The 14,382-nt window shown below is 64.6% G+C and carries 14 protein-coding genes and 1 riboswitch; of the genes, 9 read left to right on the top strand and 5 right to left on the bottom strand.

The genetic code is table 11. The features are described from left to right. Positions 1–61: 61 nt before the first annotated feature. Positions 62–1,618, top strand: a complete 1,557-nt coding sequence (locus M2375_RS00410) for a malonyl-CoA synthase (RefSeq protein WP_259163245.1) — start codon at positions 62–64, stop codon at positions 1,616–1,618. A gap of 114 nt (positions 1,619–1,732) precedes the next feature. Here M2375_RS00410 and M2375_RS00405 read toward each other — a convergent pair whose 3' ends face one another. Together M2375_RS00405 and fnr are read right to left on the bottom strand one after the other, a co-directional pair. Further along, complete coding sequence (locus M2375_RS00405) at positions 1,733–2,176, bottom strand: universal stress protein (protein ID WP_259163244.1); 444 nt, start codon at positions 2,174–2,176, stop codon at positions 1,733–1,735. Between the two features lie 132 nt (positions 2,177–2,308). Continuing rightward, positions 2,309–3,031: a fumarate/nitrate reduction transcriptional regulator Fnr gene (fnr, locus tag M2375_RS00400; protein WP_259163242.1), complete on the bottom strand. Its 723-nt coding sequence runs from the start codon at positions 3,029–3,031 to the stop codon at positions 2,309–2,311. A 151-nt stretch (positions 3,032–3,182) separates the two neighbouring features. Here fnr and hemN point away from each other — a divergent pair, with 151 nt between their 5' ends. Next, positions 3,183–4,565, top strand: coding sequence for an oxygen-independent coproporphyrinogen III oxidase (hemN, locus tag M2375_RS00395; protein WP_259163240.1), 1,383 nt, complete (start codon positions 3,183–3,185; stop codon positions 4,563–4,565). 26 nt (positions 4,566–4,591) lie between these two features. Here the strand turns inward: hemN and M2375_RS00390 are convergent, their stop codons facing one another. The 3 genes from M2375_RS00390 to M2375_RS00380 form a co-directional block, all read right to left on the bottom strand. Then, positions 4,592–5,413 (bottom strand): sulfite exporter TauE/SafE family protein, encoded by an 822-nt coding sequence (locus tag M2375_RS00390; protein WP_259163235.1) that lies wholly within the window; start codon positions 5,411–5,413, stop codon positions 4,592–4,594. Positions 5,414–5,859: 446 nt separating this feature from the next. Further along, positions 5,860–6,261, bottom strand: coding sequence for a cell division protein ZapA (locus M2375_RS00385; protein WP_259163233.1), 402 nt, complete (start codon positions 6,259–6,261; stop codon positions 5,860–5,862). Then, a complete protein-coding gene (locus M2375_RS00380) occupies positions 6,261–6,476 on the bottom strand; it encodes a DUF904 domain-containing protein (RefSeq protein ID WP_259163232.1) in 216 nt (71 codons plus the stop codon). The genes M2375_RS00385 and M2375_RS00380 overlap by 1 nt, the downstream gene beginning before the upstream one ends. Before the next feature lie 37 nt (positions 6,477–6,513). Continuing rightward, a riboswitch (cobalamin riboswitch) is annotated at positions 6,514–6,818 on the top strand. 94 nt (positions 6,819–6,912) lie between these two features. Between M2375_RS00380 and M2375_RS00375 the strand changes: the two genes are divergently transcribed. The 7 genes from M2375_RS00375 (at position 6,913) to cobO (ending at position 14,370) form a co-directional block, all read left to right on the top strand. Continuing rightward, the gene (locus tag M2375_RS00375) at positions 6,913–8,799 is read left to right on the top strand and encodes a TonB-dependent receptor domain-containing protein (protein WP_404979252.1); all 1,887 of its coding nucleotides are present in this window, start codon (positions 6,913–6,915) and stop codon (positions 8,797–8,799) included. 31 nt (positions 8,800–8,830) lie between these two features. Then, positions 8,831–10,243, top strand: coding sequence for a cobyrinate a,c-diamide synthase (locus tag M2375_RS00370; RefSeq protein WP_259163939.1), 1,413 nt, complete (start codon positions 8,831–8,833; stop codon positions 10,241–10,243). A 10-nt stretch (positions 10,244–10,253) separates the two neighbouring features. Further along, the gene (locus M2375_RS00365; RefSeq protein WP_259163230.1) at positions 10,254–10,853 is read left to right on the top strand and encodes a bifunctional adenosylcobinamide kinase/adenosylcobinamide-phosphate guanylyltransferase; all 600 of its coding nucleotides are present in this window, start codon (positions 10,254–10,256) and stop codon (positions 10,851–10,853) included. Further along, positions 10,853–11,866: an ABC transporter substrate-binding protein gene (locus M2375_RS00360; RefSeq protein WP_259163229.1), complete on the top strand. Its 1,014-nt coding sequence runs from the start codon at positions 10,853–10,855 to the stop codon at positions 11,864–11,866. The genes M2375_RS00365 and M2375_RS00360 overlap by 1 nt, the downstream gene beginning before the upstream one ends. Before the next feature lie 71 nt (positions 11,867–11,937). Beyond that, on the top strand, positions 11,938–12,915 hold the full coding sequence (locus M2375_RS00355) for an iron ABC transporter permease (protein WP_259163938.1): 978 nt from the start codon (positions 11,938–11,940) through the stop codon (positions 12,913–12,915). Then, positions 12,915–13,724, top strand: a complete 810-nt coding sequence (locus M2375_RS00350) for an ABC transporter ATP-binding protein (RefSeq protein WP_259163228.1) — start codon at positions 12,915–12,917, stop codon at positions 13,722–13,724. Before M2375_RS00355 ends, M2375_RS00350 begins: the two co-directional genes overlap by 1 nt. Positions 13,725–13,800: 76 nt before the next feature. Then, positions 13,801–14,370, top strand: a complete 570-nt coding sequence (gene cobO / locus M2375_RS00345; protein ID WP_259163227.1) for a cob(I)yrinic acid a,c-diamide adenosyltransferase — start codon at positions 13,801–13,803, stop codon at positions 14,368–14,370. Positions 14,371–14,382: the final 12 nt, after the last annotated feature.

Here is a 14,382-nt window from a genome sequence, read left to right as displayed (position 1 = left end):
CTGCGCTGGCCTCCGCCCAGGCCGCAGGCGCCCAGGGAAACCACCAACCAAGTAGACAAACATGACCAACGACAACCTGTTCTGCGCACTGCGCGCGGCCTTCCCCCAGGATCTGGATGCCATCGCCGTTGAAACCACCACGGCCAGCGGCGAGCCGCTGAACTACAGCTGGCGCGACCTGGACCGCATGAGTGCGCGCATCGCCAACCTGCTGGACTCGCTGAACATTCCGCCTGGCAGCCGCGTGGCGGTGCAGGTGGAAAAGTCGGTCGAAGCCATGGCCCTGTACCTGGCCACCTTGCGGGCCGGCCATGTGTTTCTGCCGCTGAACACCGCCTACCAAAGTGCCGAGATCGCGTACTTTGTCACCAATGCCGAGCCGGCCGTGGTCGTTTGCGCGCCCGCCAACTTTGGCTGGGTCTCCAAGATCGCTTTCCAGTGCGGCACGCAAAGCGTGTTCACCTTGGGCGATGACCGCAGTGGCACCTTGCTGGAGCGCGCGGTGCACTGCGCCGATACGCACACGCCGGCGCACAAGAGCGCGGACGACATGGCGGCGATCTTGTACACCAGTGGCACCACCGGGCGCAGCAAGGGCGCGATGCTGAGCCATGGCAACCTGCTGAGCAATGCCGTCATGCTCAAGGACTATTGGGGCTGGAAAGAAGGCGATGTGCTGATCCATGCGCTGCCGATCTTCCATGTGCATGGGCTGTTTGTCGCCATCCATGCGGCCTTGCTCAATGGCAGCAAGATGGTCTGGTTTGCCAAGTTCGAGCCCAAGGCGGTGATCGCTGCCATGGCGCGGGCAACGGTGTTTATGGGGGTGCCGACCTTGTATGTGCGCCTGCTGGCCGAGCCGGGGCTAACCAAGGCGGCCGCGCAGCATATGCGTTTGTTCATCTCGGGCTCGGCCCCGTTGCTGATCGAGACCTTCCGCGACTGGCAGACCCGCACCGGCCACACTATTTTGGAGCGCTATGGCATGAGCGAGACCATCATGCTGGTCTCCAACCCTTACCAGGCCGATGCCCGCCATGGCGGCCAGGATGAGCGCCGGGGCGGCACGGTGGGCTTTGCGCTGCCGGGCGTGGGCGTGCGGGTGCAGGGTGATGACGGCCAGGCGCTGGGTGCCGACGAGATCGGCCATATCCAGGTGCAAGGCGCCAATGTGTTCAGCGGCTACTGGCGCATGCCCGAGAAGACCGCGCAGGAGTTCACCGCCGACGGCTGGTTCAAGACCGGGGATGTGGGCAAGATCGACGCGCGCGGCTATGTGACCATTGTCGGCCGCAGCAAGGACCTGATCATCTCCGGCGGCTACAACGTCTACCCGGCAGAGATCGAGGGCTTTATCAATGACCTGCCCGGCGTGGCTGAAAGCGCCTTGGTAGGGGTGCCGCACCCCGATTTTGGTGAGGTGGGCGTGGCCGTCATCATTGCCAAGCCGGGCCAGCCCCTCGATGCCGATGGCATTGTCGCCACACTCAAAAAGCAACTGGCCAACTTCAAGATCCCCAAGCGCTGTTTTGTTGTGGCGGAGCTGCCGCGCAACACCATGGGCAAGGTGCAAAAGAACCTGCTGCGCGACCAGTACCAGGACCTGTTCAAGGGCTGATGCCCGGGCGATGGCGCGGCCTGGCCGCCATGGCAAAACCCTCGCGCTGTGGCAGCGGTTTGGCTGCGACAGAGGCGAGGGTTTGGGGTGATGGGCGTCGGGTGGAGGCTGCGTTCAGCGCAGTACCAAAACCGGTATCGTCGCATGGGTCAGCACATGCTGGGTCTCACTGCCCAGCAGCAGGCGCTTCAAGCCCCGGTAGCCGTGTGAGGCCATGACGATCAGGTCGCAGTTTTCCTTTTGTGCCGTCTCCAGCAACGCTTCGGCGATCAGGTCGGACTTGATCACCAAGGTCTTGATGGGTACACCGGCTGCAGCGCCTTCGGCCACCACCTTGTCGACGACGCCTTGGGCGGCGCGCTCCCAGCCTTGCTCGATGCGGGCAATGTCATCGGGGTTTTGCATGGTGCTGCCCTCGAAGTAGCTGCGCGGGTAGTTGGGCGAGATGTTGACGGCGGTGACTTGGGCGTGGCTCAGTTTGGCCAGCGCCAGCGCATGTTGCACGGCCTTCTCGGACAGCGCAGAGCCATCGGTGGCAAGCAGAATATGTTGGTACATGGCAGGCTCCTTTCATGACAGATGGGGCAGGGCGTGCAGCCTTGCCGGGGTTCACCACCGAGCATCGCCCCTTGCGGCGGCCGTGGATGTCAGATCAGACCGCGTTTGTGCCGCCGCCGCGCGGTACAGCGCTCAGGCCGTGCAGGCCTGGGTGTTGATCAGCCCTTGGAGCTTGTCGGTGTCCAGAATACGCACATGGCGTTGCTTGACCTCGATGATGTTCTCCTCGGCAAACTTGGAGAAGGTGCGGCTGACGGTTTCCAACTTCAGGCCGAGATAGCTGCCGATTTCCTCGCGGGTCATGCGCAGGATCAGCTCATGCTGCGAAAAGCCCCGGGCATGCAGGCGCTGCACCAGGTTCAGCAAGAAGGCGGCCAGGCGCTCTTCGGCGCGCATGCTGCCCAGCAGCAGCATGACGCCGTGCTCGCGCACGATCTCGCGGCTCATCACCTTGTGCACATGGTGCTGCAGGGCGGTCACTTCACGCGACAGCTCTTCGAGCGAGGAGTAGGGCATCACGCAGACTTCGGCATCTTCCAGCGCAATCGCGTCACAGGAGTGGCGGTCGCTGACGATGCCGTCCAGCCCGATGATCTCGCCGGCCATTTGAAAACCGGTGACCTGGTCGCGGCCGTCTTCGGTGGCGATGCTGGTTTTGAAGAAACCGGTGCGTATCGCATACAAGGATGTGAAAGTTTCGCCATTGCGGAACAGCGCACTGCCGCGCTTGATCTTGCGCCGCGTGGCCACGATCTCGTCGATGCGCTCCATCTGTTCGGACGACAGTCCCACGGGCATGCACAGCTCGCGCAAATTGCAGCTGGAGCACGCTACTTTGATGGAGTTGGATGTCATGTATCAATACCCGTGAACAACTATTCAGATAGGAACGACGTTCCTTGGATGCGCCTATTGTGCGTGCAGGCGCCAATAGGCTTCTTGATGTACATCAAGGACGCGTGGCGGGCCTTGGGGCACATTGGGGCGTCCGCTAGGAAGAAGAAACATGATTTCCCTGACCCCTGAACTGCTGCGCCGCTTTGACGTTCCCGGCCCCCGTTACACCTCGTATCCTACCGCAGACCGATTTGTTGAAGCCTTTGCTGCGGATGCCTACAAACAGGCGCTGGCACAACGCGGCACCGGCCTGGCGGGCAGGCTGGCGCCGCTGTCCTTGTATGTGCATGTGCCGTTCTGCGCGTCGCTGTGCTACTACTGCGCCTGCAACAAGATCATCACCAAGCATGCCGAGCGGGCCGATGAGTACCTGGATTACCTGAAGCGCGAGCTGGACCTGCAACTGGCCCATGTCAGCGCCCGCCCCACCATCAGCCAGTTGCACTTGGGCGGTGGATCGCCCACTTTCTTGACCGACCAGGGCCTCAGCCGCCTGATGGACATGGTCAAACAGCGCTTTGTGCTGCAGCCCGGTGGCGAGTATTCGATCGAGGTCGATCCGCGCACCGTCAGCCGTGAGCGCCTGCAGCACCTGTACCTGCTGGGCTTTAACCGCCTGAGCTTTGGTGTGCAGGATTTTGACCCGCTGGTGCAAAAGGCCGTGCACCGCGAGCAGCCCGCTGACCAGGTGTTTGCGCTGGTGGCACAGGCGCGCGAAATTGGCTTTGAATCTATCAATATCGATCTGATCTATGGTCTGCCCCTGCAAAGCCCGCAGAGCTTTGCCCGCACGATGGAGCAGGTCAATACGCTGCGGCCCGACCGCATTGCGCTGTATGCCTACGCCCACCTGCCCGAGCGCTTCAAGCCGCAACGCCGCATCCAGGCGGAGGATCTGCCCAGCCCGGGCGACAAGCTGGCCATGCTGGCGCAGGCGCTGTCCGCGCTGGAAGGTGCCGGTTATGTGTATGTAGGCATGGACCATTTCGCCTTGCCTGAAGACGCCTTGGCGGTGGCCAAGCGCCAGGGGCGCCTGCACCGCAATTTTCAGGGCTATAGCACCCAGCCCGATTGCGACCTGATGGCCCTGGGGGTGTCGGCGATCGGCCGCATTGGCACCACCTATAGCCAAAATGCCAAGACCCTGGAGGAGTACTACGACCTGATCGACCAGGGCCAGATCCCTGTGGTGCGCGGCTTGGCATTGACGCGCGACGACCTGCTGCGCCGCTCAGTCATCATGGGCCTGATGTGCCAGGGCAGCCTGGCGATTGAGTCGATAGAACAGGCCTGGCTGATTGATTTTGCGCAGTACTTTGCCGCCGAGCTGGCCCAGCTGCGCGAGCTGCAGGACCAAGGCCTGGTGCAGCTGAGCGACGAGTCCATCTGCGTGACGGAGCTAGGCTGGTATTTTGTGCGCGGCGTGGCCATGGTGTTCGACAAGAACCTGCAGGCCGACCGCAACCGGGCGCGCTTTTCGCGCATCATCTAAGCGGCGGGCAGGCTGAGAACAGGTGCTCAGCCCTGCCAGGCCGCCAGGCTCTTGTAGAGCATGTAAACCGCCAGGCACAGCAAGATGCCGCCAAAAATCTTCTTGAGCTGGCCCACCGGCAGCCGGTGCGCGGCGCGGGCGCCCAGCGGCGCGGTCAGCACGCTGCAAGTGGCAATGGCGGCCAGGCCCGGCAGCCAGATGTAGCCCAGCGAATGGGGAGGCAGGCCTTGCAGATGCAGGCCCGCCACCATAAAGCCCAGCACATTGGTGACTGCAATCGGAAAGCCCAGCGCCGAGCTGGTGGCGACGGCATTGTGCATCGGCACGCTGCACCAGGTCATAAAGGGCACGCTGATAAAGGCGCCGCCCGCGCCCACCAAGCCCGAGAGGCCGCCAATCACACCGCCGGCGGCCAACTGCCCGGCAGTGCCTGGCATGGCGCGCATGGCCTTGCCGGTGGATTTACGGAACATGCGCAGCGCCGAGTAACCGATGAACAGGCCAAAGAACAGGCCCAGGTAGCTGCCTTTGAGCACCGCAAAAATGCCCAGACTGGCAATCAGGCCGCCCAGCACAATGCCCGGCGCCAGGCGTTTGACAAGATCCCAGCGCACGGCGCCATGCTGGTGGTGGGCCCGCACGCTGGATAGGGAGGTGAAGACGATGGTCGCCATCGAGGTGGCAATCGCCATCTTGATCGCCAGCTCGGGCGCCACGCCCTGGGTGCCTAGGATGTAGGTGATGAAGGGCACCAGCACCATGCCGCCGCCGATGCCCAGCAGGCCAGCGAGAAAACCGCCAATCAGGCCCAGAAAAGACAGCGGCAGCAAAACGAGGGGATCAGTCATGGTGCACAGTAAAAAGGCCACCTGAAACAGGTGGCCTGAAACCCCGCTGTCGCGGAGAGGAGAAGACAGAGCGAGCAGCCTGCCCGAAAAAATAAGGTGTTCGCAGCGGATCCCCTGGACCGGCATCCTGAACCGGGGGTTCAGGTGGGCGAGGGCAACCTATCGTTGGGTTCATCTGACGCGAGACGATCACGCTCAATAGGTGATATACCAAGCCCTGCTCAAAGAGCATTGGTTCAAGGAACTATAAAGCCCAGAGGGGCTGCGAACGTCTCCATTGTAATGGCTCATGCCCGCCGCGCTTGTGAAAACTGCAATTCAATGCGCTCAGATTGGTCAAAAAAGATAGCGGACTACACAGACTGAGGAATGTGTGAAGCGGTATTTTTAGCCAGGGCATTGCAGGGCGTCGCAATCTGGTGTTAGCGCTCGCCTGCCGCTGTCCATCAAGCGCTGGTTGGGGTCGCTGCTGCGGTCTGGGCCTGCGCTGGTGCCAGCGCGGCATCGAGCCGCTGCATGACGGATTGCAGTCGTGGCTCATCCCAGTCCAGCGTCGCTTGCGGGCCGGGGGCTGATTGCGCCTCGGCCATGGCCGCAGATTGCGCCTGCAAGGCATCGGTAGTCTGGCTCAATTCGCTGTTCTGTACCTGCAGGTCCAGCAGATCAAAGGCCACATTGAGTGCCGCCAATACGGCGATACGCTCGCGGCCACGGATCTTGCCTGCGTCGCGGATGCCGCTCATGGCCCCATCCACATGCTTGACGGCGGCCAGCAGGCGTGCTTCCTGGCCTTCGGGGCAGCCCAGCATATAGCTTTGCTGCATGATGTGTACTTCAAGCTGCTTCATCATTCGTCCTGGTCAAAGGTCTTGGGCAGGCGTTCGATCAGCGCATCCACGCGGGCGCGGGCCGCTGTCAGGCGCGATTGGAGGGAGTCACGCTCCTGGGTCAGGGTGGTGACTTGCTCTTGCAATTGGGCATGGGAGCGTTGCAAAGCCTCATGCTGGCTCAGCAGTGCCTCCACCCGCTCAAGCATCAGATCCATAGAAGGCGTAGTGGCCATAGAGAGACAGTCTTCGTAAGTGCGCAATGGGTTTAACGCTAAAATTGTACCCGTTGGTGCTCGCCCTGGTGGTTCACATGGGGGCAGTTCAACGGGAAGCAGGAGCGGGGCTTGTGCCCTACAAGCCCAGGAACCTGTTTGCGATCTCCTCCAAAGCGGCTGCGCAGAGATCGTAAACAGGTTCTCTCGCAACCTGCGCTGCCCCCGCAACGGTAAGCGATGGTTGGCTTTTGCGCCATCCACAGCCGCAACTATGCCACTGAATACCTTGAACAAGTGTTTGGGAAGGCGCGCGCTGTGTCATCGCCAGCCCGGATACCGGCCAACATAGTGGAGGCGCGCGGCCCAAGGGCTGCTGCAGCTTCTGTGTTCCCCATTGCCGGCGGGGAGGCTGGCGCGGGGTGGTTTATCGCCAGCTCAGTCCATGTTGTCCTCGATGCCTTTGACACGCCCTTGCGCGGGTCTCGCTTTCACGCCCGGTCACACCCTTGTTCCATCCCCATCCGTCACGGCTTTGGCCCTGGCCTCGGTGCTGCCGTTCTTTGCGCTGACCGCGCAGGCGCAGCCAAGCCAGCCGGGCGCAGAAACAGAGGGTAAAAACCTGAAAGAGATGGTAGTGACTGCCAACCGCATTGCGCAGCCGCTGTCCGATCTGGTGGCCGACATGTCCATCATCGATGCGCAGACCATTGCGCGCCAGGGCCCGGGCAGCGTGGCCGATGTGCTGGCGCGGGTGCCCGGTATTCAGATCACACGCAATGGCGGGCCGGGCAGCACCACCAGTGTGTTTCTGCGCGGTGCGGACTCGCGCTTTACCGCCGTCTATGTTGACGGCGTACGCATGGATTCGCAGTCGACCGGCGGCGCCTCCTGGCAATCCATCCCCTTGGCCTTGATCGACCGCATCGAGGTGTTGCGTGGCTCGGCTGCTGCCGTGTATGGCTCAGATGCCATGGGTGGCGTGGTGCAGATCTTCACCAAAAAAGGCGAAGGCCCCGCCCAGCCCTATGTGGGCCTGGGCTTTGGCAACCGGGGCACGTTCACGGCCGAGGCCGGTATCTCTGGCGGCGCAAACGGCTGGGATTACGCGCTGGGCCTCAACCGCTCGCAGACCGACGGCTTCAATGCGCGCACTGTGGCGACTGCCAACCCGGACAAGGACGACTACCGCAGCAATGCCATCAGCGGGCGACTGGGCTACCAGATCAACCGCCAGCACCGGCTGGAAGCCACCTTGCTGGCCAGCGATGTGAACTCCGGCTATGACAACAGCCTGACCGAGGACGACCGCAGTCTCAACAAAATGCATGCGCTGGGCCTGAACTGGCATGCGCAATGGACGGATCACTACAGCACCAAGCTGCAGATCAGCGAATCGCGTGATTTTTACGAGACCCGGCCCGCGCCCTACAAGACCGATACCCGCCTGCACAACGTCCTGTTCCAGAACGAATGGCGCCTGGGCATCCACACTGCGACCGCCGCCTTGGAGCGCCGCGACGACGCGCTGACCAATGGCGGCATTGACCGTGACCGCCACCAGAATGCGCTGGCGCTGGGCTATGGCCTGAACACCGGCCCGCACACGGTGCAGCTGAACCTGCGCCGGGATGACGACAGCGAGTTTGGCGGCAAGACCACCGGCAGCGCCGCCTACGGCTACGCTTTTGCGACGCACTGGCGCGCCACGGCGACGGTGGGTACCGCCTTCCGTGTGCCCACGCTCTACCAGCGCTTTAGCGAATACGGCGATGCCTCCTTGCAACCCGAGAAAAGCCGCAATGCTGAGCTGGGCCTGCGCTGGGCGCAAGGTGCCGACAGCTTCTCGGCCACGGCTTACCGCAACCGGATCACCAACCTGATCAATTTCTCGTCTCCGGGTAGCTGCGACAGCGCATTCGGCTGCTATGCCAATGTGGGCAAGGCGCGGCTGGAAGGCATTACCTTGGCGGGCACCACCAAGCTGGGTGCCTTCAACCTGCATGGCTCGGTAGATTTCCAGAACCCGCGCGATACCGAAAACGACAAGCTGCTGGCGCGCCGCGCCAAGCGCTATGCCACTTTGGGCGCCGAGACCCGTGCAGCAGGATGGACCTGGGCCGCCGACCTGCAGACCAGCGCCAAGCGCTTTGACAATGCCGCCAACACCAACTTGCTGGGCGGCTATACCTTGTTCAACCTGTCGGCGCAGACCGAGTTGGCCAAGGATGTCAACCTGATCGCCCGGATCAACAACCTGGCGGACAAGCGCTACCAGACGGCGCGCACCTATGCCAGCGAAGGGCGCAGCGTGTATGTGGGCGTCAAGTGGATGCCGCAATGAGTGCCAACCAGGTAGTGCAAGCATGACCGACATGACAGTTCAGAACAGCCCCGTGGCCCACTGTGTAGCGCTGTTGATTGCAGCGCCCGCCTCGGGCCAGGGCAAGACCACGGTGACTGCGGCCCTGGCGCGTTTGCATGCCCGCCAGGGGCGGCGGGTGCAGGTGTTCAAGTGCGGCCCGGATTTTCTCGACCCGCAGTGGCTGCGCTTGGCCAGTGGCCAGCCGGTGCATGCGCTGGACCGCTGGATGAATGGCGAAGCCGACGTGCGTGCCCGCCTGTTCCAGGCTGCGCAAAGCAATGATGTGCTGCTGATCGAAGGCGTGATGGGCTTGTTTGACGGCGCCAACAGCGCCGCCGAGCTGGCCAAGTCGCTGGGCATATCTGCTGTGGTGGTGGTAGATGCATCGGCCATGGCCGCCACCTTTGGTGCCATTGCCCATGGCTTGCAGCACTACGACCCGGGCCTGAAGCTGGCCGGTGTGCTGGCCAACCGTGTGGCCACCGCCCACCATGGCGAGATGCTGCGGGGCGGCCTGCGCGACCCGGCCCTGTGGCTGGGTGCCATGCACCAGATCAGCCTGGATGCCGCCAAGCCCCGCGCCAACCTGCTGCCCGAACGCCACCTGGGACTGGTAGCCGCCCACGAGCTGCACGATGCCGCCGAGCGCCTGGATGCCGCCGCCGATGTACTGGCCCAAACGCCGCTGGGCCAGCTGGACTGGGCGCAGTGGCAGCAGCGCTGGAGCGTGGCATTTGATGCGCCAGCCCAAGCCCCTGCGCTGCCCGCCTGGCTGGCCGGCCGGCGCATTGCCGTGGCGCGCGATGCCGCCTTCAGCTTTATCTACACCGCCAACCTGGAATGCCTGCAGGCCATGGGCGCCGAGCTGGCCTTTTTCGCGCCGATTGCAGGGGAGCGCCTGCCCGCCTGTGATGCGCTGTGGTTGCCCGGCGGCTACCCGGAGCTGCACCTGCATGCGCTCAAAGCCAATGCCGGCCTGCAGCTCGATCTGCAGGCCCACCTGGAGCAGCGCAAGCCCGTCTGGGCCGAGTGCGGCGGCATGGTGGCGCTGGCCGAAGGCCTCACCGATCTGGAAAGCCGTTGGCACAGCCTATGGGGTTTGCTACCGGCGCAGGCTGTGATGCAGCAACGTTTGGCGGGCCTGGGCATGCAGCAGTTGCTGACGCCCTGGGGCATGCTGCGCGGCCACACCTTCCACTACTCCAAGCTGCAGAGTGAGGCCCTGGAAGTGGCACGCAGCAGCCGCCCCGGCCAGGTGGCCGACAGCGGCAAGGGCGAGGCCGTCTACCGGCAGGGCAGCATCCATGCCAGCTACTTCCATGCCTGGTTTCCTTCTTGCCCGCAGGCGGTGGCCGCCTTGCTGGGGGTGGGCATGCCCGTGGTCGATCCGCAAGCCTGGCAGACCTTGGCGTTGAACGCCTAAGATGCGCGGCATGGATGCATCTATTTTCCAAGTCGATGGCGCACCGCTGAAGCTGCTGCTGCTGGGCGGGCAAAAATCGGGCAAATCGCGCCAGGCTGAGCTGCTGGCGCGCCAATGGCTGCAGGCCGATGCCGGCCGCAGCGCCAGCCTGGTCGCCACCGGCACCGCGTATGACGCCGAGATGCAGGAGCGCATTGCGCGCCACCAGCGCGATCGGCTGGCCCGCGTGCCCCAATTGGCGACCTTGGAAGCCCCTCGCGAGGTCGCCCAGCAGCTGCAAGCCATCAGCCGGCCAGAGCACCTGCTGGTGGTCGATTGCCTGACCTTGTGGCTCACCAACTGGCTGATGCCGATAGCACCTGTCGAACCGGAGCAGGCGCCATCACTGCTGGAGGATTGGCAAGCACAGTGCAATGCTTTTATCGCCGCCTTGCAGACCGCGCCAGGCCCCGTCATTCTGGTCAGCAATGAGATTGGCCTGGGCGTCATTCCGATGGGCCGCGAGGTGCGCGCCTTTGTCGATGCGCTGGGCCTGCTCAACCAACAGGCGGCGGCGGTGTGCAACCGGGTTCAACTGATGGCAGCGGGCTTGCCGCTGCAGATGAAATGATGGCTTTTTCTCTTATCCCGGCAAGCATCCTGCGGAAAGCGCAGGCATGGGCTGGCATTGCCGGCATGGCGCTGGCAGTCGGGCTGCCCCTGGCGCATGCCGCGCCATCCGCCAGTGTCGATGAACTGCGGCTCCAACCCTTTGCCCATGCACCGGTCTGGAAGGACCAGGACCTGGTCGCCCCCGCTGGCATCGTCGATGACCGGGGCCGCAAGGTGCAGCTGGACAAGCCGCCCCAGCGCATTGTCAGCCTGTTGCCATCCCTCACTGAGAGCACCTGCGCGCTGGGCCTGTGTGAGCGCCTGGTGGGGGTGGACCGCTATTCGGACTGGCCCGCCTCGGTCAAAAAACTGCCCATCGTGGGCGGGGGGCTGGACCCGAGTGTGGAATCGGTCGTGGCGCTCAAGCCCGATGTGGTGCTGCTGTCGGATGCCTCCAAAGCGGCCGAGCGGCTGCAGGCCCTGGGCCTGAAGGTGGTGGCGCTGGATGTGAAGTCCAAGGCCGACATCCACCGGGTGCTGGGCACTCTGGGCCGGTTGCTGGGTGTGCCGCAGGCGCAGGGCGCAGACCGGGTCTGGCGTGACTTGGAATCGGGCATTGATGCCGTTGTGCGCGGGCTGCCCGAGCGCACGCGCCATACCCGGGTGTACTTTGAAGTCAGCCGTGGCCCTTATGCCGCCGGCCCGCAGTCCTTTATTGGCGAGACCCTGACCCAGCTGGGCGTGGACAATGTGGTGCCCGCTGAACTGGGCCCCTTCCCCCGGCTGAGCCCGGAGTTTTTGCTGCGCGCCCAACCCGATGTGATCATGCTGGGCAACCGCAGCATGCAGGCTGCCACCAGCTACCCGGGCTGGAACAACCTCCAGGCCGTGAAGGCCGGGCGGGTCTGTGTGTTCACGGATGAAGAGTCCTTCGCGATCGTGCGACCCGGCCCGCGCATGGCCCAGGCGGCGGCGCTGATGGCACGCTGCCTGGCCGACAAGGCGCCGGGCAAGGCGGCGGTGGCGCGCTGATGGCCGCTTTGCCCACAGCTGCATCCGCAGCGCTGCGCGATGCCGCACCCGGCCTGCGCCGCAGTGCCTGGCTGGCGCTGGTGCTGCTGGTGCTCAGCGTCTTGTTGCTGCTGGTGGGCGCCAGTGTGGGCAGCACCGGCTGGGAGAGCGTGCTGCGCATGCGCGATGACCCGACCTCCTGGCAGATCGTCGTCGATATCCGTTTGCCGCGCTCGCTGGGCGCCTGGCTGGCCGGTGGCCTGCTGGGCCTGGCAGGGGCCGTGGCCCAGGGCCTGTTTCGCAACCCGCTGGCCGATCCCTATTTGCTGGGCAGTGCCTCGGGCGCCTCCTTGGGCAGTGCGCTGGGCCTGGTGCTGCTGGGTGGCTCGGTCACCAGCCTCAATCTGTTTTACCGCCTGGGCATGACGGGCATGGCCTTTGTCGGTGCTGCCTGCGCGGTGGCGCTGACGGTGGTGCTGGCACGCAATGTGCAAAACACCTTGCGCCTGCTGCTGGCCGGCGTGATTGTGGGCGTGGTGCTGGGTGCCATGCGCGATCTGCTGGAGCTGCGCCACCCCGATATTCTGCAGGCCATGCAGGCCTTTACCTTGGGCACCTCGGCCTTTGTTGGTTGGGAGGGCTGCGCGCTGATGGCCGCTGTGCTGCTGGCCTGCGTGCTGGCCACCTGGTGCTGCGCCCGGGTGCTGGACGGCCTGACTTTGGGCGAGGCCACCGCTGCCAGTCTGGGCCTGCCGCTGGCACCGCTGCGCTATGGCCTGGTGGCGGTGCTGGCCTTGGCCACCGGCACCTCCGTTGCGCAGACCGGGCTGATTGCTTTTGTGGGCCTGGCCGCCCCGCACCTGGTACGCAGCCTGGTGCAGGTGGGCCATGGCCGCAGCACGGTGCTGGCCGCCGCCATGGGCGGTGTGCTGTTGCTGGCGGCTGATATTTTGGCGCGCTGGCTGGTAGCGCCGCAGGAGTTGCCGGTGGGCGTGCTCACCGCCGCGCTGGGCGGTACCTATCTGCTATGGCGCATGCACCGCAGCACGCGGTCGGTGGGGGGCATCTGATGCAAAGCACACCCACTGGCGCCGCATTGGCCGCTACCGATATCCATGCCGGGGTGCATGCGCGGCCGATTCTGCACGGGGTCAACGCCGCGTTTGCAAAGGGCTGCTGGACCAGCATCGTCGGCCCCAATGGCGCGGGCAAATCCAGCCTGCTCAAGGTGCTGGGCGGGCTGTGGCCGGCTGCGCAGTGCCACGGCCAGGTAACGCTGCTGGGCAAGGATGTGCAGCGCTGGCCGCGCAAGCAGCGCGCCCAGGCCTTGGCCTGGCTGGGCCAGGGCGAGGTGGTGACGCAGGAGCTGACCGTTATGGATGTGGCCATGCTGGGCCGCTTGCCGCACCAGGCCTGGTTTGCCGCACCCAGCAGCCAAGACCATGCGGTGGTGGAGCAATGCCTGCGCGCAGCGCATGCCTGGGACTGGCGCCACCGGCCGGTGGCCGAACTATCGGGCGGCGAGCGCCAGCGGGTGATGCTGGCCCGGGCCATGGCCGTGCAGGCCCAGGTGCTGCTGCTGGATGAACCGCTGGCCAACCTCGACCCGCCGCACCAGACTGACTGGGTGGACAGCATGCGCGCCTTGGCGGCGCAGGGCACCACCGTGGTCAGCGTGCTCCATGAAATATCGGTGGCGCTGCTGGCCGACCATATGCTGGTGCTGCATGCCGGCCGGGTGCTGCACCAGGGCCGCTGCGACGACCCGGCCACGCATGCCGCGCTGGAGGCGGTGTTTGACCACCGCATCCAGGTGCGTGCCATTGATGGCGTCTGGATGGCCTTGCCACGCACCGCCACTGCGGCGCAGGCGCGATAGGCGCCCCCGCTGAACCCCTGTGAAACGGGGCCTGGCCCAGTTTCCAAAGACACAACGACTCAACGAAAGACTTCCGATGCAGATTGAAACGCCCCCCAGCGAAAAGCCTTATGAAAAGCCCGAGGGCGAGCGCCGTGGCCTGGTGATCGTCAACACCGGCGATGGCAAGGGCAAGACCACGGCGGCCTTTGGCCTGGCCTTCCGCGCCACCGGCCGGGGCAAGGCGGTGAAGGTCTACCAGTTCATGAAGGTGCCCACGGCCCGGTTTGGCGAGCACCGCCTGTCCGAGCAGGTGGGCCTGCCGGTCGAAGGCCTGGGGGATGGCTTCAGCTGGAAGAGCCGCGATCTCGACCACAGCGGCCAGCTGGCGCGCGAAGGCTGGGAAAAGGCCAAGGCCGCCATCCTCTCGGGTGAGTATTTCCTGGTGGTGCTCGATGAGGTGACTTACCCGCTGATCTACGGCTGGCTGCCCTTGCAGGAGGTGCTGGACACCCTGGCCGCGCGCCCCAAGGAGGTGCATGTCTGCATCACCGGCCGGCGCTGCCCGCAGGAGATCATCGATGTGGCCGACACGGTCACCGAGATGACGATGGTCAAGCATGCGTTCAAGGCTGGCATCCCTGCGCAGCGCGGCATTGAAGACTGAGCCCCCGCAGCT

Origin of the sequence: Comamonas sp. BIGb0152 (genome assembly GCF_024809975.1) — a bacterium.
GTDB lineage: Bacteria > Pseudomonadota > Gammaproteobacteria > Burkholderiales > Burkholderiaceae_C > Comamonas.
Note: the sequence above shows the minus strand (reverse complement) of the source record. Positions and strands in the feature narration are given on the sequence as shown.

Bases quoted from the DNA above. Each gene is read 5' to 3' on its own strand.
- M2375_RS00410 (WP_259163245.1), top strand. From the start codon at position 62: ATGACCAACGACAACCTGTTCTGCGCACTGCGCGCGGCCTTCCCCCAG.
- M2375_RS00405 (WP_259163244.1), bottom strand. From the start codon at position 2,176: ATGTACCAACATATTCTGCTTGCCACCGATGGCTCTGCGCTGTCCGAG.
- fnr (WP_259163242.1), bottom strand. From the start codon at position 3,031: ATGACATCCAACTCCATCAAAGTAGCGTGCTCCAGCTGCAATTTGCGC.
- hemN (WP_259163240.1), top strand. From the start codon at position 3,183: ATGATTTCCCTGACCCCTGAACTGCTGCGCCGCTTTGACGTTCCCGGC.
- M2375_RS00390 (WP_259163235.1), bottom strand. From the start codon at position 5,413: ATGACTGATCCCCTCGTTTTGCTGCCGCTGTCTTTTCTGGGCCTGATT.
- M2375_RS00385 (WP_259163233.1), bottom strand. From the start codon at position 6,261: ATGAAGCAGCTTGAAGTACACATCATGCAGCAAAGCTATATGCTGGGC.
- M2375_RS00380 (WP_259163232.1), bottom strand. From the start codon at position 6,476: ATGGCCACTACGCCTTCTATGGATCTGATGCTTGAGCGGGTGGAGGCA.
- M2375_RS00375 (WP_404979252.1), top strand. From the start codon at position 6,913: ATGCCTTTGACACGCCCTTGCGCGGGTCTCGCTTTCACGCCCGGTCAC.
- M2375_RS00370 (WP_259163939.1), top strand. From the start codon at position 8,831: ATGACAGTTCAGAACAGCCCCGTGGCCCACTGTGTAGCGCTGTTGATT.
- M2375_RS00365 (WP_259163230.1), top strand. From the start codon at position 10,254: ATGGATGCATCTATTTTCCAAGTCGATGGCGCACCGCTGAAGCTGCTG.
- M2375_RS00360 (WP_259163229.1), top strand. From the start codon at position 10,853: ATGGCTTTTTCTCTTATCCCGGCAAGCATCCTGCGGAAAGCGCAGGCA.
- M2375_RS00350 (WP_259163228.1), top strand. From the start codon at position 12,915: ATGCAAAGCACACCCACTGGCGCCGCATTGGCCGCTACCGATATCCAT.
- cobO (WP_259163227.1), top strand. From the start codon at position 13,801: ATGCAGATTGAAACGCCCCCCAGCGAAAAGCCTTATGAAAAGCCCGAG.